The sequence below is a fragment of the Flavobacterium arundinis genome, assembly GCF_038289855.1.
Lineage (GTDB): Bacteria > Bacteroidota > Bacteroidia > Flavobacteriales > Flavobacteriaceae > Flavobacterium > Flavobacterium arundinis.
Genome location: NZ_JBBYHR010000009.1, coordinates 230,182 through 248,272, shown reverse-complemented (window position 1 = coordinate 248,272; position 18,091 = coordinate 230,182). Strand labels below are relative to the sequence as shown.

Genomic DNA, 18,091 nt, shown 5'->3' with positions numbered 1-18,091 from the left:
TATATAAGGAAGCTATTACACGAAGATTCGCAAAGAAGACGCAAAGATGCGCAAAGGTTTTGCTATTATACATAAGTTAAGATCACAGAGGTTTTTTGTACCTGCGGTGCAAACGGAGAAGTCTCCCCCGACCCCTCTCCAAAGGAGAGGGAGTGAGACGTGCTTACTCGGATGAAAACCGTAGCGGTAATTATTTACAGGACATTGCAAATATGCGGATAGATGGCTACTAGCCCTGATAGTAGCGGCATCCCGAGCCTTTTCGGCGAGGATAGAGCGGAGAGCAGGAATTGCCATGGCTGAAAATGAAACGCCCTTTCGCTCCAAAAAAAATTAATCGAAGCGGAGGGCTTTTACAGGGGAAATTTTGGTGATGATGTAGGACGGGATGAGCAGCAGCGTGATACACACTATTATTGTCCCGGCATTTATAAGCAGTATCGCGGGGATATCTATAGTGACCGGCGCTACGCTGACATAGTAGTTTTCGGGTGGGAGCTTGATGATGCCGAAGTACTTCTGGATAAGCAACAACCCGATGCTGATACCGTTGCCCCACAGCAGTCCTTTTATAATAAGGTAGGCGGCATTGTATAGAAATATTTTGCGCACGCTCCAGTTGGTTGCACCCAGTGCTTTGAGCATGCCGACCATCTGGGTACGTTCCAATATAAGGACAAGCAGCGCCACTATCATATTTATGGTCGCGACCACTATCATGATGACAATGATGACCATAATATTGACATCGAACAGTGTGAGCCATTCGAAAATATTAAAGTATTTCTCTTTTATGGTTTTGCTTTCAAGGGTTGACGGGATGGCATCGTATATTTCTTTGCCTTTTTCGTCAATTTTATTAAAGTCATCGATGAAGACTTCGAAAGAGCCTACCTGGCCGTCTTTCCACTTGTTGATGCGCTGCACGTGGCGGATGTCGCCGATAAGGTAAGCCGAATCGAATTCCTGGAAGCCGGAATTGTAGATACCCACCAGCTTAAACCGCCTGAGGTTGGGCATACCGTTTCCGCCTTCTTTCATAAAATAGGTATTGAACTCATCGCCTACCTTTAGTTCAAGCCTGTTGCAGAGGTACTCTGAAATCATTACCTCGTTGTTGAGGGCGCCGCTAAGGTTGGGTTTCCTGCCTGCCACAATGTATTCGTCGAGAACATCCCATTTATATTCTTTGCCGACACCTTTGAACACAATACCATCAAATGCTTTTTCGGTGCGGATGATGCCTGCCTTTGAAGCCACTGCCTGGATGTGCTGGATTCCCGGTACCGATGTGAATTTTGGATAAAAAGGCTGTTTGATGGAAAGCGGCTCCACACTGACTTCGGACTGGTTATCGTCAAAATTGGAAATGATCACGTGTCCGTTGAAGGCGGAGACCTTTTCGCGGATCTTGTCCTGCAGCCCAACACCAGTAGCCACGGCAATGACCATCATGATAATGCCGATGGCAATGGCAATGATCGCAATTTTTATAATTGGCGCAGATATACTACTTTTATGGTTTTTCGCAGTAACAAGCCTGCGGGCTATGAAATATTCTAAATTCAACTGATATGGTATGTAATTCGTTGTTCAAAAATACATTTTTATTCTCAATAGTATTTATCGTAGGGTGCGGAAAATCGTTACGGCCGACCACTACTACCGTAATTGACACAACTGCACACAAAGCAATATCACTGAAAGCCAAAAATGATAAAAAAGAAATTCTAACGGGCGCTGATAATTTTGATGCCTACCTCCCCATGCTCGAAGGCAAAAGAGTGGGCGTTGTTACAAACCAGACCGGGATCGTACGTTATATAGAGGGACATGCAGGAAACGACATTAAACTTAACACCAATCAGGAAGGGATGATGAGTGTTGTGGATTTTTTGCTCGACAACAAGGTCAATGTGCAAAAAATATATGCCCCGGAACACGGCTTCCGTGGCACAGCCGATGCGGGAGAGCTGATAAAGGATGGCAAGGATACCAAGACTGGGCTTCCGATAATCTCTTTATACGGTGATAATAAAAAACCGAAACAGGAACAACTGGACGGGATCGATGTCCTGGTTTTCGACCTGCAGGATGTAGGCGCGCGCTTTTACACTTATATATCATCACTACATTATATAATGGAGGCCTGTGCCGAAAAAAACCTTCCACTTATCGTGTTCGACAGGCCGAATCCTAATGGCGGCATAATTGACGGGCCGATACTCGAAAAAGAGAATACGAGCTTTATAGGAATGCACTCCATACCCGTTCTTCATGGCATGACCATTGGTGAATACGGGAAAATGATAAACGGCGAAAAGTGGCTCAAGGACAGCCTTCAATGCGAGCTGACCGTAATACCCTGCCTGAATTATAAAAGGAATATGTTTTACCACCTACCGGTAAAGCCATCCCCTAATCTGCCGAACGACAAGGCTATAAACCTGTATGCCAGCCTGTGCTTTTTCGAGGGTACCAATGTGAGCCTCGGGCGCGGTACCGACAAGCAGTTCCAGATATACGGGTCGCCCGACCTGCCGGATACAGGCTTTAGCTTTACGCCAATGCCGAATGAAGGCGCTAAAGAACCTCCGCTAAAAGGAAAGCTTTGCTATGGCGAAGACCTTAGCAATGCACCAAGGGTAAAAAAACTGGAATTGAAATGGCTGCTAAAAGCGTATGAAGAAACGAAGGATAAGTCGGTGTTCTTTACGTCTTTCTTTACAAAACTTGCCGGAACCACCGTATTGCGACAGCAGATAGAGAGTGGCATGAGCGAGGATGAAATACGGGATAGCTGGAAGGACGGGCTATCGGATTTTAAAAAGATGCGGAAGAAGTATTTGATTTATGGGAGATAATTTGTCCTCTCCCCCGACCCCTCTCCCAAGGAGAGGGGAGCGAGACGTGCTTACTCATGTGGATATTTATACTCGAATAACTCTATTTTAAACGCAATTGGTAGCAAACCAATTTTACCATTAAATCTTAATGTTTTGACAAAGTATTTCGCGTTACGGACAGGGTTTTGTAATTTTCAGTAATAATAATTCTTAAACATACCTGTCATGAATAACATCACTGAAAAACTAAACAGCTTTATTGAATATATCCTTGGCTTTATAAACAAGGTAAAAGGATATATCGATGACATTATTGCATTCTTCGAAGACCTGAAAGACAAGATCGAGGGGCTTCTTGATTATGTAGAAGGCAAAATACACAGCATTGAGAGCTTTGTGGGGGAGCTTAAGCAGCACGCCGAAGAAGAAATCGCTGCCTAACGATTATTTGAGCCTTCCTGATCGGAGGGCTTTTTCTTTGTTACCGCCCTGGCACCTTTTGTCACACCCCTTGCAATGCTGTAAAGGATAAATGTGAATATGAAAATAAAGATTGCAACGGTTGTTATCTCCCCTATCGCGTCTACCCATGAAGCCGTTTTTACCACTTCACTATTCATATAATAAAATAAGGCGGACAGGCCCATTGAAAATATTGCGATAATAAATATATTGCGTAGAAGTTTCATAATTCTTATTGGTTTACCTCCTGCCCGAACTGAAGCAGGTAGCCGTTGTTATCCGAAGTAGCAAAGTCGCTCATGCTATATATGCCACGCTCCAAATTTCCGGTAAAACTAAAAAAAAATCGTTTTGAAATTATTTCGGGAGGATTAAATTTTTATCCAATTAAAAAGGGGAACCTGATTAGCCGCATTTGAAGCTTTACACAACAATCTTCTTTTTCATTTCCTCTACAATATTATATGCCGCAGGACATATCGCTACGTTTTTAATGGTTAGGTCGGCGATCTGTTGGAATTTCTTTCGGTCGGTGTGGGGGAATTCGCGGCAGGCTTTGGGGCGGACATCGTATATCATGCAGTAGTTTTCGCTGTCCAGGAAAGTACACGGTACGCTTTGCAGCACGTAATCGTTATCCTCATCGATGCGCAGGTATTTTTCAATAAACTGCTGGGGCTTTTGCCGAAGGTGCTTTGCAATGCGCTCAATGTCGGCAAGTGTAAAAAGCGGCCCGGTGGTCTTGCAACAATTGGCACAGCTGAGGCAGTAGTCTTTTTTAAACTCCCTGTCGTGCAGGTCCTGCATTACATAGTCCAGGTTTTTGGGCGTTTTCTTTTTAAGCTTATCAAAAAACTTTTTGTTTTCATTATGCTTATCTTTGGCGAGCTTCGGCAGCTGTTTTAAAAAATCCTCCATTCCGCAGTCATTATCTTTCTGTGGCAAAAGTATGAAAAAATGAAAGACCTTTTCGGGAAAGCCATATTAGACTATCAAACCGGCAATGCACCGGAAGATCTTATTACTGAAACTTCTATTTCTGAAGAGGATGAAATGAGCGTGGCCTACCTTTTCAGGAGCTATAAGGATATGCCTGAATTGGAAAAGAAAGCGCTGCAACTCGCGAATGGGCGTGTGCTCGACGTGGGGTGCGGTGCCGGAAGCCACAGCCTGTACCTGCAAAATGAAAAAAAGCTGGATGTATTGGCTATTGACATTTCCCAAAATGCCATAGAGGCCTGCAAGCTTCGTGGCGTGAACAATGCTGTTCGCACTAATGTGCTTGAACTGGAAAATGAAAAATTCGATACCATTATTTTGCTGATGAACGGCACCGGCATATTCGGGAAGCTGAAAAACATATCGGACTATTTGCAGAAGCTGAAATCGTTACTGAATGACGGCGGGCAAATACTGTTGGACTCCTCAGACATTATTTATATGTTTGACGAAGATGAAGACGGTGGCAAGTGGATACCTTCGGATATTGACTATTATGGCGAGGTGAAGTTTACCGTAAAATATAAAGGAGAAACTGAAGCCCCTTTTGACTGGCTGTATCTTGATTATAACACCCTGCAAAATGCGGCGCACGCCAACGGTTTCAATTGTGAGCTTGTTATGGAAGGCGAACATTTTGATTATTTGGCTCGGCTTACGATAGCAAAATAAAACCCGGAACAGTGTCCGGATTAGATATGAATTGAAAACCTCTTAAGGTATATTCAAATATTTATGCGTTTGCAGCGACACCCTCCATTTTGGGTTGCTCATTACATAATCAACAATCAGCGGGGTCATTTCTTCTTTCCGGCTCCATTCGGGTTGGAGGAAGAGGATAGCATTCCCGTTTACTTTGGCAGCCTGCTCTTCGGCAAAAATAAAATCGTGCCTGTTGTGTATGATCACTTTTAGTTCGTGGGCATGGGCATATACGGTTTCGGTGGGTAATTTTGTCTTTTTTGGCGAAAGGCATATCCAGTCCCAGGTTCCGGAAAGCGGGTAAGCGCCTGAAGTTTCGATATGGGTATTCATGCCTTCAGCCTTTAGCTTTGAGGTAAGTGGGCCCATATCCCATGTAAGCGGTTCGCCGCCTGTTATTACAATTGTTTTTGCATATTGCTTTGCATTGGCAACAATTGTGTCGGTACTTGTGGGCGGATGCAGTTCCGCATTCCAGCTTTCTTTGACATCACACCAATGGCAGCCTACATCACATCCGCCCACACGTATAAAATAGGCAGCAGTACCTGTATGATAGCCTTCGCCCTGGATCGTATAAAACTCCTCCATTAGGGGCAGCATTTGACCCTTCTCAACTTCCATCTGTAATTCCTTCTTCAGCATCGTATTCAAAAATAGGGTGCAAAGATAACTATTAGCTGTCTAAATCCCTATGTCTTTCAGTGGTTTATTAAAGTGCATATCGTTTACATCAGGATTGACACACATACTAACGGCAGTAGACAGGTTATAGAAAATTTCAACATATTGATCATATTCTGGTGTGCCAACGTATGCTGGCAGGTCGCAATACAGCGCCGGGACAATATCAACAAGTATAAAAACAAGGTCTTTGGGAAGGTAGCTTTTATCCTTCCAGTCTGCTTTTAGTATTTCCAGGGCTTCATAAAGCCTGTCGACAGCTTCCATATCAAGGCCCTGGCCAAAATGAAATTTCATCAGCAGCCCTGTTTCCTCATGAAAAAGCAGGTTATGCAAATACTCACTGGTAATGTCCATAATTCAAATTTTAAACAAATATACCTGTTTCGTTGCGGCGGTAAACAAAAAAACCGATGGCAGGCCATCGGTTTTAATAAAAGATTATAATACAATTATTTTTTAAGCCTTGCTAATTCTCCTTTAACGTAATCGTCGGATGGGTTTATCACAAGGGCTTTTGTAAAGTAATCAACAGCTTTGGCCTTATCTTTAAGTGCGTAGTATGCACCGGCATTAGAATAAGCCTCTACCATATTTTTCTTCACCGCATCTTTAGACGTTTCAGTTTCTCCTTTTTCAGTAACTACCCTAAGGTAATCGTCATAAGCCTTTGCCATTTGTGCATACGACTCATCTGTAGCGATCCTTTGGTTTATCCTCGCCTTGAAAAGGTAAGCATCCTGCGAAGTTGCTGAAAGCTCGATAACTTTTGACATCGCTGCATCACCTTTCTTAAGCTGCTCGATATTTTGTTTTTTCGCCTCATCCGATTTATTCAGGTGATCGTAGTATATAGAGTAACCTAAATAGAAGTTGTCATAAAACAGGTTCTTGTTATTCGGGTTTGCCGCGGCAATCTCAAATACTACCGATGCCGGAGCATATAGTTTCTGCGTGAACAGCTTTTTACCTATTTCATTAAATTCGTTTGTAAGGTTGATGTCTGTTTCGGCCGCTTTTTTGATATCGGCAATAGCCTCATCAAATACAACCTGGTCGGTAATAACGGCATTGTTATCTGCATCTTTACCTACAGTAGTTGCCAATTTAGCAAGGCCTAGGTACAGGTAATCCCTACCGATAATCCTTTTAGGCTCAACTTTGGCAAGGAAGTCTTTCATAGCCGTTAAGCTGCCTGCATAGTTACCATTCTCATACGCTGCATAGGCAAGATAACGTAATATCTTTGGGTTTACCTTATCCAGCTGCTGCATTGCCTGAGCTTCAGCTTCGAGTGCTTTCCAGTCGCGGGTAAGTACAAGGAAGTCGGCATGCCTCATCCTCGAGTTAAGCGAGTAATCTGTAAGCGACATATATTTTTCATAATATCCAAGCGCTTTTTTAGTATACTCCGCATATTTGCCACCTTCTGTATTCGCCCACAGGTAGTAGGTTTCGGCAAGTTCCCTGTAAACAGGGCCATAGTTTGGATTAGCAGCAATAACACCGTCGAATTCTTTTATTGCTTCCGGAAACGCAGCCCTCGTGTTTTTGGTAATAACGCCAAGCTGAAGCTTTGCCCTTAGCAGGCTGCTGTCAAGCGTTCCGGCAGTACGGTAAGCAGGATACGCATTATTCTGGTCGCGTTCGCCATAGTAAGCATCTCCAAGGCTAAGGTAGGCCTGAGCCGATTTAGAATCTTTGGCAACAGCCCTGTTCAATACAGCGATCGCTTTCTTGTAGTCCGGCTTCTCAGATGTAATGTAAGCGCGTCCGATATATATCAGCTGCTCTACATCTTTTTTACGAAGGTCTTTTTCTACCGCATCAAATTTTGCCTGTGCAGCGGCAGCATTGCCATTGTCCAGGTCTATGTGGCCAAGGCCGATAGTGTTGTATTCCGGATTGTTTTTAGCAGCTTTACCCTTATTGAAATATATTGCAGCAGAATCCTGCTCGCTTTGCTTAAGGTAAACGTCTCCCAAAAGGAAATAATTCTTTCCGTCATCTGGTGTAGAATTTACAAGCGATTTCAAAATGGTTTTGGCCTTTTGGTACTGCTCTGCATCAATTGCTTTTTTGGCTTCATTGACATCCTGTGCAGTAGCCACACCAAAAAACAGCAATGATAAACCGAGGAATTTAAATTTTTTCATCTTGGTCATTTTAATTTCTCCTTTATAAATATTTAGTAGTTTCATAATTTACTTTACTTCAACTTCCCTTGGGGGAATGGTTACCGGCAGCAGCCCCGACTTTAAAATAATCCGCTGCCCTTCGGGTGCACTGATGTAAGTTGCAAAACCCATGCCCAAGCCTTGTTTGCCCTGATAATTTAACACATATAACTTCCTTGTAAGAGGGTAGGAACCCGTAGCTATATTGCTTTGTGAGGGTTGATAGTATTTTTTTTCGCCTTTGTCAATTTTAACATTATCCAGTGCGAGAATCCTCACTTTTTCCACATATTTCACCAGGTCTAAGGGCGGCTGCAACAGCCAGTTTACGCCAACAATACCTATCGATCCCGGGTTATCATGTACAAATTTAATGACTTCTTCATTAGATTTCAAAGCATAAACATTTGAAGTTGGCATTGATTTAACACCGGCCATCCGCATCAGTTCCTTTACCGTGCTTGAATTCGGGTTATCAAAAACCAATTTTGGCACCTTTGCCGAGGCTTTACCCTGCAACACATTGTATACTTCCTGCAAATCAAGCACCGTATCCGTTACTTTTGAATTGGTTATCAATGCTATCGCATCAACTGCAAATTCGGTTACCCGAGGCGAAATGCCTGTGCTGGTAAAGTGAGCCTCCTCCGCCGCAGTGAGTTTTCTTGGCAGTATGGCTACCTTTGCAGTATCTCTTTGAAGCGCCTGCAATATTTCATTTTCGGTAAGGTTGGCCTGGTTGATGTGTGCATTGTCATAAACGCTATGGAAAACAGCAAGTACATCTTCCACGATCGGCTGGACGGTATTATCTACCAGTATCGTGGTTTTACCATAGGTTAGCGATTCGCCTTCAAAGCCTCCTTCTGTAGTTTCTTTTTTACAGGAGAACACCAAAACACCGGCAGTGATACAAGTAAAAATTATCACGGATGTATATTTCATTTTACGATTACTTTTCATGGTTAGGTGAGGTTATATAGGTATCAAAAGAATTACAGCTTGATCGCTATGCTTTTTTCTTTTTCTTAGTGCTACTGCTTGTTGTAACCGTTTTTTTTCCTTTCGGCTCTGTCTTTACTTTTTCTTTTACCGGTTCCGGCTCTTCAGTATGCGGTTCCCCTGCAAATTCCTCTTTCTGTTTTGGAGTGCCTTCAATATTGATTGAAACAGGAAGGCTATAGCTGGTACGCACAACCTGTCCGTTCTGCATGCCGGGTGTCCATTTTTTAGATAGCTTCAGCACCCTGACGGCCTCATTGCCCAATCCGTAACCGGCATCCCGGACTACTTTTATACCAGAAAGGCTACCGTCCTTTTCAATAACAAAACTTACAAATATTTTTGCCACAAAATCTTCTTCCAAATCCAGATCCGGAACATGAAAATTATTTGATATGAATTGATAAAAAGCCTTCATCCCCCCGGGATATTCCGGTTTAACCTGAAGCCCGGCTACGTTATAAACATCGCTTTCGGGCGTGGCAGGAGCATCCTGTGCCATTGCGGCAATGCCGGCAACGAGCACTAAACAAAGAAGGAATCTTTTCATGAATTGATTTTTTAATGAACGGGCAGTGGCTTCTGCAGGCATAAATAAACCCAAAACGGAATTACTGGTCATTGCTGTTGTTCTTTTGTACAATCCTTATAAACCTGAGGAAAGAATAGCCTATAAGGAGGAGCCCAAGCCCCAGCCTGCCGTTGTAGCTTAAAGACAATGGTATTTCTTTCCAAAAGATGATAATTATCCCCAGGGCAAAATACAGAAGAAAGAAGACTATACCCAAAACGAACAGAAATCGCTGTACGGGCGATTTCTGTGTTTCGTCTTGAGATTTTTTACGTGAAAGCATCTCTTATTTCCTTATGATTTAATATTGATCGTAATAGGAAGATTGTAAGATGCCCTAACCGGTTTTCCGTTCTGGATACCCGGCTCCCATTTCTTCTTCATGGATTTAAGAACGCGTTCTGCTTCTTTACCAAGATTGAAGCCCGGATCCCTAAGTATTTTTATCTGTGTCATAGAGCCATCTTTCTCTACCACAAACGATACATATATCTTAGCTACCATATTCTGCTCAATTTCAGGTATCCTGAAGTTGTTGTTCACATACTTGTAGAAAGCATCCATACCACCCGGATAGGCGGGCTGTACCTGCAATCCTGCAGAATTGTATATACCATTATCCTCAGAAGGCTCTACGCCTTTGTTAAGGTCTCCCGATGGCTTATCTATATTGATATCGCCTTCCGGGCTTGCTTCAGCATTTTTGTCGCTTGGGTCGGCATCCTTAAAGTCTTTAGTATCCGGAATTTCATCAGGTACGTCTTCTTTTTTGGCAGCCTCAAGAGGCTTGAACTTAATTTCTTCCACAATAGATTTTGGAGCCTGCAGTTGCTCTACTTTAGGAGGCTCCGGAGGAAGAATCTCTTCTGGCTCAGGCTCGGGAAGATCAGTAAGTTCCACAAGTTCTACTTTCTCTTCTTTTGCAGCCGAAAGGCCTTTTACCCATCCGAAGATCGGGCCCGAAGCAATAAACAGAACAAACAGAAGCACTCCAAGTCCCAACGCTTTTATCGTTGTTACAGGGTTTTCAGACCGAAGCTGGTATGCGCCGTACTTTTTGTTACGGCCTTCGAATACCATATCGATCCAGTCTTTCTTAAATAAACTCAGCTTTGACATAATTTATATTTTTTTGGTTAACAGCGGGATTATTTTTTTGTATATAATCCGGACTGTACTAACAAGTCGAGTTCTCCCGGTGTAATATCGCCAATCGCATAAAGCTGCGGCTGCGTTATCGCCATCTCATCAAGTATATCAACAAGGTTTTTATACGTTGCTTTATCACTTGCCTTAATATTCACTACAAGGCCTTCTTTAGGCTTTCCTTCCCTTTCAGCATACTTTTTTCCGAGCTGAACGTTTTTCAGCAAGTCTTTCCTGATGCTGTTTTTCCCAAAGGAAGCTTCCGTAGGCGGCACTTTTGGCGTTGCAAACTGACCCATGTACCACATGATCTTATTATCCTCACCGATTAGGATTGTCATCATCCGCTCTTCAGGAATTTTGGTTATTTCCTTAGGTTGGTTTTCAGGGTTTTTATCCGGCATCGGCAGCGGCATTGCCTGCGGTTTAGACAGCGTTGTGGTAAGCATGAAGAACGTGATCAAAAGGAATGCAAGATCCACCATCGCCGTAAGGTCAACCCCCGGATTGGATTTCTTGCTTCTTACCTTTTTGCCCTTGCCGCCATCGCCGCCTGTATTTAATTCTGCCATTTTATATTATATTATAATATTAAAAATCTTTATCTCGTAAACCTGTCACCAGGAAGAATTTGTTTTTCTTTTGATCCCTAAGAATATCTATTACGGTTTTAATAGTGGTATACTCCTCTTTGGCATCACCTTTTATAGCAATATCTAGATCTTTGTACACAACATCTTTTTCACCGTTCTGTATCTTCTGGTCAAGAAGTTCCCTTTGCGCTTCCCTTGCTTCCTTAACCCAGTCAAAAAGCTGGTTGTTTATAGAATCATAAGGAATACCTGTCTGGATACCCGGCTTGGCCCTTTCGGCCGCAGTAAGCGCTAAAAGCGACCTCAGCTTGTTAAGCGGTACCCCAAAACCATCCATTTTCTCAAAATCCGTATACTCTTTTTCAGTAAACTGCACACCGCGCTTGGCAGACATACGCTCCAAGGTAGCCTTCCTGATATCCCTCGGCATAAGGAAGAACACCTGCTTGTCTCCTACTGTAATGGTAGCAACCCCTTCTTCAGGGATCTTATCCAATACCGTAGAGGCTGGTGTGTCTACCGGCTTTGGCTCAGGCTGTTTTGCGGTAGCAGTCATAATAAAGAATGAAAGCAAAAGGAATGCCACATCACACATCGCGGTCATGTCTATCCTCGTGCTCTTCTTTGATATTTTAACTTTAGCCATTATTGTTTTTATTAGCTTATGAAGGCCTGAAAGTGCATGGAACCACACACTTTCAAACCAAATATTTTAACTGACCCTCAACTAGTTGTTAGCACGTGCCCTGAACCTTCTGTAAGTCTGGGTGATCGTGAAACCTGCCTCATCAATAGAGTAAGTAAGCTTGTCAATTTTAGAAGTAAACGCGTTGTAAGCGATAACCGCAAGCGTAGAAGTACTAATACCTGTAGCGGTATTGATAAGCGCCTCAGAGATACCGTTTGCCAACTGTGATGAATCCGGTGTTGTACCTGCACCAAGAGCGGAGAACGCCTTGATCATACCCGTTACCGTTCCAAGAAGTCCCATTAGGGTACCAATAGAAACAAGGGTAGAGATGATTACAAGGTTTTTCTCAAGCATTGGCATTTCAAGAGACGTAGCCTCTTCTATTTCCTGCTGGATAGCTGCTTCAGCCCTTTCGCTGTCGAAGCCTTCCCTTTTCACTTCTTCATATTTCAAAAGGCCCGCTTTTACCACGTTAGCCACAGTTCCCTGCTGTTTGTCGCATTCTGCAAGGGCTTCGTTGATGTTTCCTGCTGCGATCTGCGTTTGTACTTTCTTAACGAAGTTCTCAACATTGCCTTTTCCTGCTGCTTTACTGATAACGAAAAGCCTCTCGATAGAAAACACAACTGACATAAGGAAAAGACCCATAAGTACCGGTACTACAAAACCTCCTTTGTAAACCATACCAAGATAACTTCCGTCTTTTGGATGACCGGCTTCCGCGCCTTTTTCAATCATCTCTTTTGCGTTCTCAAAATTTGATGGAGCTCCCATGATAAATTTCCATACAAGAGCACCAACTACTAAACAAAGTATAATAGTTAATCCTGCGAATACATTAGCTCCTTTTGAAGAACCATTGTTTTTTTCAACCTTCTGAATAGTTGCGTTTGCCATTTCTTTTAAAAATTTAGTTTTCTGATTTTTTTAATAATAGTTTCTTATTGTTAAAACCTTTTATTGATATAAGACTGGCAAATTTATAGTATTAGAACAGAAAAAAAAACAAAATGATTTTTTTTCTCAATTCTTAACAGTAATTTATTGCAATAATAAACTTAGCAAAATCGCGAGTTTAAACAGTTTGCTTATACAATATTTATTTTAAACGCTTCAAAACGATTATTCATTAAAAATTACATAGAATTAATATAGATAACATATAAATAACACAAATCACATACATTTATTGTGCAAGCATTGCATTTTAATTTGAAGTATCTGTTTTTATGAGTAAATTCACATTTTAAATATAAATCACAACCTAAATTGTAATACAAATACTACAATTTAAAGCTGAAAAACGTTTTAGCCAGCTAACGAACTGAAATTATGAAAGGATTTTTTACAATAGGACTCCTTATCCTGTCCAACATTTTTATGACACTTGCATGGTATGGCCACCTGAAATTTAAAGACCTTAAATGGTTTGAAAACCTGGGGCTGATATCTATAATATTGATAAGCTGGGGACTTGCGCTTTTCGAATATTTTTTCCAGGTCCCGGCCAATAAAATAGGTTATAAAGAAAACGGCGGGCCATTTACATTATTGCAGCTCAAAGTGATACAGGAAGTAATCACGCTCGTAGTGTTTACAGTGTTTATGCTGCTGTTTTTCAAAGGCGAGACGTTCCGGTGGAACCATGCAGTAGGCTTTTTATTCCTGGTGCTGGCGGTTTACTTTATATTTAAGAAGTAGTTTGAAAGTAGTAGAGTTGCAGAGTTACAAAGTCGCAAAGTTGCAGAGTATCAAAGCTGTAAAGTTGAAAAGTTTAGCTGTGTAGCGTAATAGGCAACCTCAGCGCGTAACCGTGAAACCAAAGCTTTAACCTTTCAGCAGCTCCAGTATCTTCTCATCCACTTCGGGAGAATCCCATTTTTCGGCAAGGCCCTCCAGCTGCATCACTTCATCCATGATCGCTTTTTGGTGATCGCCAATAGCAAGCGCTTCGGAATACGGGCGGTGGCTAAAGGTAACGCGGCTATAGAGCGGCAGCCATTTGTCAGGATACTTTTCAGAGAATCGCTTTTCTATTTTTTTTCGAAGCAGGAAAGAAGCATCGGCAGTATCCGAGCTCATTTCCATAAAATTACGGTACGAAAGCTCGGCAATGGCATCGGCATTTGGCTTACGGCTTTTCTGGTATTCCTCAAAGATTGTTTTCCAGTCGTCACCATACTGGCCCATAAGCTGGTTCAGTATCGTAATATCCTCAAATCCGGCATTCATTCCGTGTCCATAGAAAGGCACAATAGCATGGCAGGCATCACCTATCAGAGCCACCTTATCTTCGTAAGTCCATGGATAGCATTTCATGGTAACCAGTGAACTTGTAGGATTCTTAAAGAAATCCTCCACAAGATTAGGAATAACATCGGTAGTCGAAGGGAAATGTTTTGCGAAGAAAGCCTCAAGCGTTTCTTTGTCCTTTAATGCTTCGAAGGAATACTCTCCCTCAAAAGGCATAAATAAGGTACAGGTAAAGCTACCGTCCAAATTTGGCATTGCAATAAGCATGAAATCACGCCTCGGCCATATATGGAAAGAGTTTTTGTCCAGCTTGTGGGTACCGTCGGGATTGGCGGGTATATTGAGCTCTTTGTAGCCCGTATTGAGGAATTCCTGAGAATAGTTGAACATGTTTTGCCTTTGCATCCTGTGCCGCACCCTTGAGAAAGCGCCATCGGCACCAAAGACCATATCATATTTACGGTCGTCCCATTCTCCCTGTTCCGTTTCGCCGGTATGAAGCGTGGCTGTGGCCATGGTTACATCCCAAACACGGGTATTAAAGAAGAATTCAGCGCCTTCTGCCTCGGCAAGGGTAACCATCCTGCGGTTGAGCACCCCCCTGGATATGGAGTAGATATTCTCACCGTCTTTGCCATAATACAGATAGTTGAGCGGCTGGCCAACGGTATGGATAGCCCTTTTGTCCATAGGCATTGCAATCTCGCGTATGGAGTCGCCAAGCCCAACCTCATCAAGCGCACGCCATCCGCGGTGCGACATGGCAAGGTTGATAGAGCGTCCCGAGAACCGGATGGTCCTGATGTCCGGGCTGCGGTCGTAAACATGAACTGTGTGGCCTGCCCTTTTGAGGTATATAGCCAGTAGCGAACCTACAAGGCCTGAACCAACAATAGCAATTTTTAAAGGAGTCTGCATGCAAAATATTCTAAAACAGGACAAAAGTAGGTAATAAATAAACAGGCAAAATGATTTTCCTTATTTATTTAAAGGCTGTAGGGTAATTAAGAAAACTTTGGCTATTAAAGGATTCTTAATTAATTAACACACCTCTGTCTAAAGAAGTAATTTTAACTCACTAACTATTTAAAAATATATATTATGAGAGATTTAATCTGGTTAATCGTTGTAATCCTTGTGATAGGATGGCTTGTAGGATTTTTTGGTTTTTACGAATCCGTAGGAAGCCTTATCCACATTTTATTAGTATTGGCAATTATAGGTATCCTTTACAGGCTTGCCACGGGCAGGAGGCCATAAGCATAACCGTCAATAACCATGTAACGTACAAGACAAAATCCCTCACCAGAGGGATTTTTCTTATATTAAAATTTCAATACCGCAGTAAGCCCCAGCTGTTCGCCGTTATAAAAAGGTGCGGCAAGGGCGGTAAACTTCTTTTCTTCCCCGTTGCCAAAAAGCTGTTTTTGCATCCAGGGGTATATCCAATAAGCTATCTTAGTACTCAAAATACCAATTCCCGCACCGGTAGCCACATCGGTAAGCCAGTGCCTGTCGTTATATATCCGCAGCAGGCCGGTACCGGTAGCTACAACATAGCCGGCAACACCATACCACACCGAAACATCTTTGTATTCCTGCCACAAAAATTCGGCACCCGCAAAAGCCGTTGCCGTGTGCCCTGAAGGGAATGAATTGTCGGTACTGCCATCTGGCCGCGTTTCTCCTGCCAATGCCTTTAACCCCATTACCGAGCCACACATAATAAGTTGCGAGGTCGCCAGTATAATGGTACGGTCCCTGAAGTTGTTTTTTCCTTTGATTCCCATCAGGTTTAGTGCATACACCGAAGCGACAGGTACATATCTTGTATAATCGTCTATGTTTGTGCGCTGTCCACGCGTACCGTTCACGCTTACACGTATATGACTGTTAATGTTTTTCAGCTCATCGCTCCCAAGGCCAAAAGCGCCATACCCCACCAAAACGGCAGGAACAAGCAATTTCCGGTAAACGGAAGATTGTTTTGTGATTTTTGTCTGGTTGACAAGGGTATCGTGGTCAATAATAATTTTCTCCTGAGCGTTGAGGCATACCACGCTGCACATGGAAAGCCACAAGGTAATCTTTTTCTTCATTCAGTCCTTTTCATCATCAATAGGCTATAGTAACGCAAGCATTATGCCCAAAGTATCAGTCAGGCTGATTTTTAACAGATTGCAATAATTCCTGATGGAACGTAAAGGCGTATTTCGAACAGATAGGCGCTAAGTCATCCATATCATAATAATATCATTGGTTTTTTTGCCCCGCCAGGCTTTGCATCGTAAAAATAATCCAATTCCATAAAGCACCAACTTAAATCTCTAAAGTGTAGAACTACAATAGAAAGTGTGGAATATTTCCACACTTTCACTTCTTCAAATACAACATAAAACACTAGAAAATAGATATTTACAAAACTGGAACAGGTATTGCCAATAGTGCTATACCCATAACTATGGCTAAATGCGCACCATTACAGATCAGGTGAAGCACGAGATACAAAAACACAAACAAAAAAATAGATAGCGATGAAAACTGAAATTACAGCAAACCAGCCCTACTCTTCTAGAAACGAACCCCGGCAATTTATAAAAAGAGCTTACAAAGCCATCCGTAAAGCAACCTTAAAGTCATTGAGCTTTTTGGTGCTTACCAGTACTTTTCTGCTGATGATAGGGGCCGGATTTTTAGTTTACGAATTAAAACCGGACTTTTCGCAATTCAATGCCGAGAGGATGGAGTCTACATGGGGATTCATTTTTATTGTTATAGCCAGTGCTTTGCTTTTATTCAAGGCAGGATTTTTCATTTATAATGTATTCCTGTATTTCCGTTACAAATCCGTTAAATCGGTTTCAGATGAATTACTGCCTACCTGTACGGTAATCATACCGGCATATAATGAAGGCAGGCAGGTTTGGGATACGTTGATGAGCGTGGCAGACAGCCTTTACCCGCAGGAAAAACTACAGCTGCTTGCTATTGATGACGGCAGCAGGGACGACACCTGGTACTGGATGCAGAAAGCCAAAGAAAAATTGGGCGACCGCCTTTCGATCTACCAGCAGCCCGAAAATAAAGGAAAGCGCCATGCCCTTTACCGTGGTTTCAAACTGGGCACGGGAGAGATATTTGTAACCATAGACAGCGACTCTATTGTAAAGCCGGATACTTTGCGAAACCTCGTGAGCCCTTTTGTAACCAATGAGAATTGTGGCGCTGTTGCCGGGAATGTACGCGTTTTGAACAACGAGAAAGCAATCCTCCCTAAAATGCTCAACGTGAGCTTTGTGCTGAGCTTTGAATTTGTACGCTCTGCCGAGAGTATGCTGGGTACGGTGCTTTGTACGCCGGGCGCTTTGGCTGCTTACCGCAGCAGTGCTGTGTTTGCGTGCCTTCCGGAATGGATCAACCAAACTTTTATGGGACAGCCTTCGGACATAGGTGAAGACCGTGCCATGACAAATATGATTTTAAAACAGGGCTATAATGTGCTGTTCCAGAGAAACGCCTACGTGCTTACGAATGTGCCTGAAAAATACAACGGCTTGTATAAAATGTTTATCCGCTGGGACAGGAGCAATGTGCGCGAAAATATAATGATGGCACAATTTGTCTTCACCAACTTCAGGAAAGGCTCTAAAGCCGGTGCGAGGCTGCTATTTTTAAACCAGTCGATAAAACTGTTAATGACCTACCCGTTCCTGTTTTTTATGCTGTTTTTTATAGCGACGCATCCGGTGTTGTTCTTTAGCTCCACTCTTTTCAGCATACTGGTGTTTTCCAGCTTCCCGGTTTTGTTCTATGCCAAGAGGCATACTATTTCGGAGTCGGTTTGGGCGTATTCATACAGCATACTGTATACCTTCGCGCTGTTCTGGATAACCCCGTATGCTATTGCAACCGCCAACAAAAGAGGATGGCTGACACGCGGGCTGGGGTAATACTATTTCATAAAA

General features: G+C 42.7%; 21 protein-coding genes. 6 read left to right on the top strand and 15 right to left on the bottom strand.

Annotation, left to right across the window (positions count from 1 at the left end; all coding sequences use genetic code 11):
• Window positions 1-333: 333 nt before the first annotated feature.
• Window positions 334-1,569 (bottom strand): ABC transporter permease, encoded by a 1,236-nt coding sequence (locus AAEO56_RS15980; protein WP_341698064.1) that lies wholly within the window; start codon window positions 1,567-1,569, stop codon window positions 334-336.
• A 5-nt stretch (window positions 1,570-1,574) separates the two neighbouring features.
• On the opposite strand from AAEO56_RS15980, the gene AAEO56_RS15975 reads away from it, so the two are divergent.
• Entirely contained in the window at window positions 1,575-2,864 is a 1,290-nt protein-coding gene (locus AAEO56_RS15975; protein ID WP_341698063.1) for an exo-beta-N-acetylmuramidase NamZ family protein, read from the top strand.
• A gap of 207 nt (window positions 2,865-3,071) precedes the next feature.
• Window positions 3,072-3,287, top strand: a complete 216-nt coding sequence (locus tag AAEO56_RS15970; protein WP_341698062.1) for a hypothetical protein — start codon at window positions 3,072-3,074, stop codon at window positions 3,285-3,287.
• On the opposite strand, the gene AAEO56_RS15965 is transcribed toward AAEO56_RS15970, so the two are convergent.
• Window positions 3,284-3,535, bottom strand: a complete 252-nt coding sequence (locus AAEO56_RS15965; RefSeq protein ID WP_341698061.1) for a hypothetical protein — start codon at window positions 3,533-3,535, stop codon at window positions 3,284-3,286. The genes AAEO56_RS15970 and AAEO56_RS15965 overlap by 4 nt on opposite strands.
• Window positions 3,536-3,731: 196 nt before the next feature.
• Window positions 3,732-4,226, bottom strand: a complete 495-nt coding sequence (locus AAEO56_RS15960; RefSeq protein ID WP_341698060.1) for a YkgJ family cysteine cluster protein — start codon at window positions 4,224-4,226, stop codon at window positions 3,732-3,734.
• Between the two features lie 39 nt (window positions 4,227-4,265).
• Here AAEO56_RS15960 and AAEO56_RS15955 point away from each other — a divergent pair, with 39 nt between their 5' ends.
• Window positions 4,266-4,979 carry a class I SAM-dependent methyltransferase gene (locus AAEO56_RS15955; RefSeq protein ID WP_341698059.1) on the top strand — a complete coding sequence of 238 codons (714 nt, stop codon included), beginning with the start codon at window positions 4,266-4,268 and terminating at the stop codon, window positions 4,977-4,979.
• A 42-nt stretch (window positions 4,980-5,021) separates the two neighbouring features.
• Here the strand turns inward: AAEO56_RS15955 and AAEO56_RS15950 are convergent, their stop codons facing one another.
• From AAEO56_RS15950 to AAEO56_RS15905, 10 genes are all read right to left on the bottom strand, one after another.
• On the bottom strand, window positions 5,022-5,654 hold the full coding sequence (locus AAEO56_RS15950) for a 7-carboxy-7-deazaguanine synthase QueE (RefSeq protein ID WP_341698058.1): 633 nt from the start codon (window positions 5,652-5,654) through the stop codon (window positions 5,022-5,024).
• A gap of 39 nt (window positions 5,655-5,693) precedes the next feature.
• Entirely contained in the window at window positions 5,694-6,050 is a 357-nt protein-coding gene (locus AAEO56_RS15945; RefSeq protein WP_341698057.1) for a hypothetical protein, read from the bottom strand.
• 95 nt (window positions 6,051-6,145) lie between these two features.
• Window positions 6,146-7,849, bottom strand: a complete 1,704-nt coding sequence (locus AAEO56_RS15940) for a tetratricopeptide repeat protein (protein WP_341698056.1) — start codon at window positions 7,847-7,849, stop codon at window positions 6,146-6,148.
• A gap of 48 nt (window positions 7,850-7,897) precedes the next feature.
• Window positions 7,898-8,815: a PstS family phosphate ABC transporter substrate-binding protein gene (locus AAEO56_RS15935; protein ID WP_341698055.1), complete on the bottom strand. Its 918-nt coding sequence runs from the start codon at window positions 8,813-8,815 to the stop codon at window positions 7,898-7,900.
• A gap of 64 nt (window positions 8,816-8,879) precedes the next feature.
• A complete protein-coding gene (locus AAEO56_RS15930) occupies window positions 8,880-9,422 on the bottom strand; it encodes an energy transducer TonB (protein WP_341698054.1) in 543 nt (180 codons plus the stop codon).
• 61 nt (window positions 9,423-9,483) lie between these two features.
• On the bottom strand, window positions 9,484-9,726 hold the full coding sequence (locus AAEO56_RS15925; protein ID WP_341698053.1) for a hypothetical protein: 243 nt from the start codon (window positions 9,724-9,726) through the stop codon (window positions 9,484-9,486).
• Window positions 9,727-9,737: 11 nt separating this feature from the next.
• Entirely contained in the window at window positions 9,738-10,562 is an 825-nt protein-coding gene (locus AAEO56_RS15920; protein ID WP_341698052.1) for an energy transducer TonB, read from the bottom strand.
• 29 nt (window positions 10,563-10,591) lie between these two features.
• Entirely contained in the window at window positions 10,592-11,161 is a 570-nt protein-coding gene (locus tag AAEO56_RS15915; RefSeq protein ID WP_341698051.1) for an ExbD/TolR family protein, read from the bottom strand.
• 19 nt (window positions 11,162-11,180) lie between these two features.
• Window positions 11,181-11,828: an ExbD/TolR family protein gene (locus AAEO56_RS15910; RefSeq protein ID WP_341698050.1), complete on the bottom strand. Its 648-nt coding sequence runs from the start codon at window positions 11,826-11,828 to the stop codon at window positions 11,181-11,183.
• An 81-nt stretch (window positions 11,829-11,909) separates the two neighbouring features.
• Window positions 11,910-12,770 (bottom strand): MotA/TolQ/ExbB proton channel family protein, encoded by an 861-nt coding sequence (locus AAEO56_RS15905; RefSeq protein ID WP_341698049.1) that lies wholly within the window; start codon window positions 12,768-12,770, stop codon window positions 11,910-11,912.
• Window positions 12,771-13,205: 435 nt separating this feature from the next.
• Here AAEO56_RS15905 and AAEO56_RS15900 point away from each other — a divergent pair, with 435 nt between their 5' ends.
• Window positions 13,206-13,574, top strand: a complete 369-nt coding sequence (locus AAEO56_RS15900) for a DMT family protein (protein WP_341698048.1) — start codon at window positions 13,206-13,208, stop codon at window positions 13,572-13,574.
• A gap of 126 nt (window positions 13,575-13,700) precedes the next feature.
• On the opposite strand, the gene AAEO56_RS15895 is transcribed toward AAEO56_RS15900, so the two are convergent.
• A complete protein-coding gene (locus AAEO56_RS15895; protein WP_341698047.1) occupies window positions 13,701-15,044 on the bottom strand; it encodes an FAD-dependent oxidoreductase in 1,344 nt (447 codons plus the stop codon).
• Window positions 15,045-15,227: 183 nt separating this feature from the next.
• On the opposite strand from AAEO56_RS15895, the gene AAEO56_RS15890 reads away from it, so the two are divergent.
• Entirely contained in the window at window positions 15,228-15,386 is a 159-nt protein-coding gene (locus AAEO56_RS15890; RefSeq protein WP_341698046.1) for a lmo0937 family membrane protein, read from the top strand.
• Window positions 15,387-15,451: 65 nt separating this feature from the next.
• On the opposite strand, the gene AAEO56_RS15885 is transcribed toward AAEO56_RS15890, so the two are convergent.
• Window positions 15,452-16,225: a phosphatase PAP2 family protein gene (locus AAEO56_RS15885; RefSeq protein WP_341698045.1), complete on the bottom strand. Its 774-nt coding sequence runs from the start codon at window positions 16,223-16,225 to the stop codon at window positions 15,452-15,454.
• Window positions 16,226-16,660: 435 nt separating this feature from the next.
• Here AAEO56_RS15885 and AAEO56_RS15880 point away from each other — a divergent pair, with 435 nt between their 5' ends.
• Entirely contained in the window at window positions 16,661-18,076 is a 1,416-nt protein-coding gene (locus tag AAEO56_RS15880) for a glycosyltransferase (protein WP_341698044.1), read from the top strand.
• The last annotated feature ends 15 nt before the right edge of the window (window positions 18,077-18,091 follow it).

Excerpts from the sequence above, each read along its gene's own strand:
- AAEO56_RS15960 (WP_341698060.1), bottom strand. The coding sequence starts at position 4,226 with ATGGAGGATTTTTTAAAACAGCTGCCGAAGCTCGCCAAAGATAAGCAT.
- AAEO56_RS15905 (WP_341698049.1), bottom strand. The coding sequence starts at position 12,770 with ATGGCAAACGCAACTATTCAGAAGGTTGAAAAAAACAATGGTTCTTCA.
- AAEO56_RS15925 (WP_341698053.1), bottom strand. The coding sequence starts at position 9,726 with ATGCTTTCACGTAAAAAATCTCAAGACGAAACACAGAAATCGCCCGTA.
- AAEO56_RS15915 (WP_341698051.1), bottom strand. The coding sequence starts at position 11,161 with ATGGCAGAATTAAATACAGGCGGCGATGGCGGCAAGGGCAAAAAGGTA.
- AAEO56_RS15940 (WP_341698056.1), bottom strand. The coding sequence starts at position 7,849 with ATGAAAAAATTTAAATTCCTCGGTTTATCATTGCTGTTTTTTGGTGTG.
- AAEO56_RS15955 (WP_341698059.1), top strand. The coding sequence starts at position 4,266 with ATGAAAGACCTTTTCGGGAAAGCCATATTAGACTATCAAACCGGCAAT.
- AAEO56_RS15910 (WP_341698050.1), bottom strand. The coding sequence starts at position 11,828 with ATGGCTAAAGTTAAAATATCAAAGAAGAGCACGAGGATAGACATGACC.
- AAEO56_RS15935 (WP_341698055.1), bottom strand. The coding sequence starts at position 8,815 with ATGAAATATACATCCGTGATAATTTTTACTTGTATCACTGCCGGTGTT.
- AAEO56_RS15900 (WP_341698048.1), top strand. The coding sequence starts at position 13,206 with ATGAAAGGATTTTTTACAATAGGACTCCTTATCCTGTCCAACATTTTT.
- AAEO56_RS15895 (WP_341698047.1), bottom strand. The coding sequence starts at position 15,044 with ATGCAGACTCCTTTAAAAATTGCTATTGTTGGTTCAGGCCTTGTAGGT.
- AAEO56_RS15945 (WP_341698057.1), bottom strand. The coding sequence starts at position 6,050 with ATGGACATTACCAGTGAGTATTTGCATAACCTGCTTTTTCATGAGGAA.
- AAEO56_RS15975 (WP_341698063.1), top strand. The coding sequence starts at position 1,575 with ATGGTATGTAATTCGTTGTTCAAAAATACATTTTTATTCTCAATAGTA.
- AAEO56_RS15970 (WP_341698062.1), top strand. The coding sequence starts at position 3,072 with ATGAATAACATCACTGAAAAACTAAACAGCTTTATTGAATATATCCTT.
- AAEO56_RS15890 (WP_341698046.1), top strand. The coding sequence starts at position 15,228 with ATGAGAGATTTAATCTGGTTAATCGTTGTAATCCTTGTGATAGGATGG.
- AAEO56_RS15965 (WP_341698061.1), bottom strand. The coding sequence starts at position 3,535 with ATGAAACTTCTACGCAATATATTTATTATCGCAATATTTTCAATGGGC.
- AAEO56_RS15930 (WP_341698054.1), bottom strand. The coding sequence starts at position 9,422 with ATGAAAAGATTCCTTCTTTGTTTAGTGCTCGTTGCCGGCATTGCCGCA.
- AAEO56_RS15885 (WP_341698045.1), bottom strand. The coding sequence starts at position 16,225 with ATGAAGAAAAAGATTACCTTGTGGCTTTCCATGTGCAGCGTGGTATGC.
- AAEO56_RS15920 (WP_341698052.1), bottom strand. The coding sequence starts at position 10,562 with ATGTCAAAGCTGAGTTTATTTAAGAAAGACTGGATCGATATGGTATTC.
- AAEO56_RS15880 (WP_341698044.1), top strand. The coding sequence starts at position 16,661 with ATGAAAACTGAAATTACAGCAAACCAGCCCTACTCTTCTAGAAACGAA.
- AAEO56_RS15950 (WP_341698058.1), bottom strand. The coding sequence starts at position 5,654 with ATGCTGAAGAAGGAATTACAGATGGAAGTTGAGAAGGGTCAAATGCTG.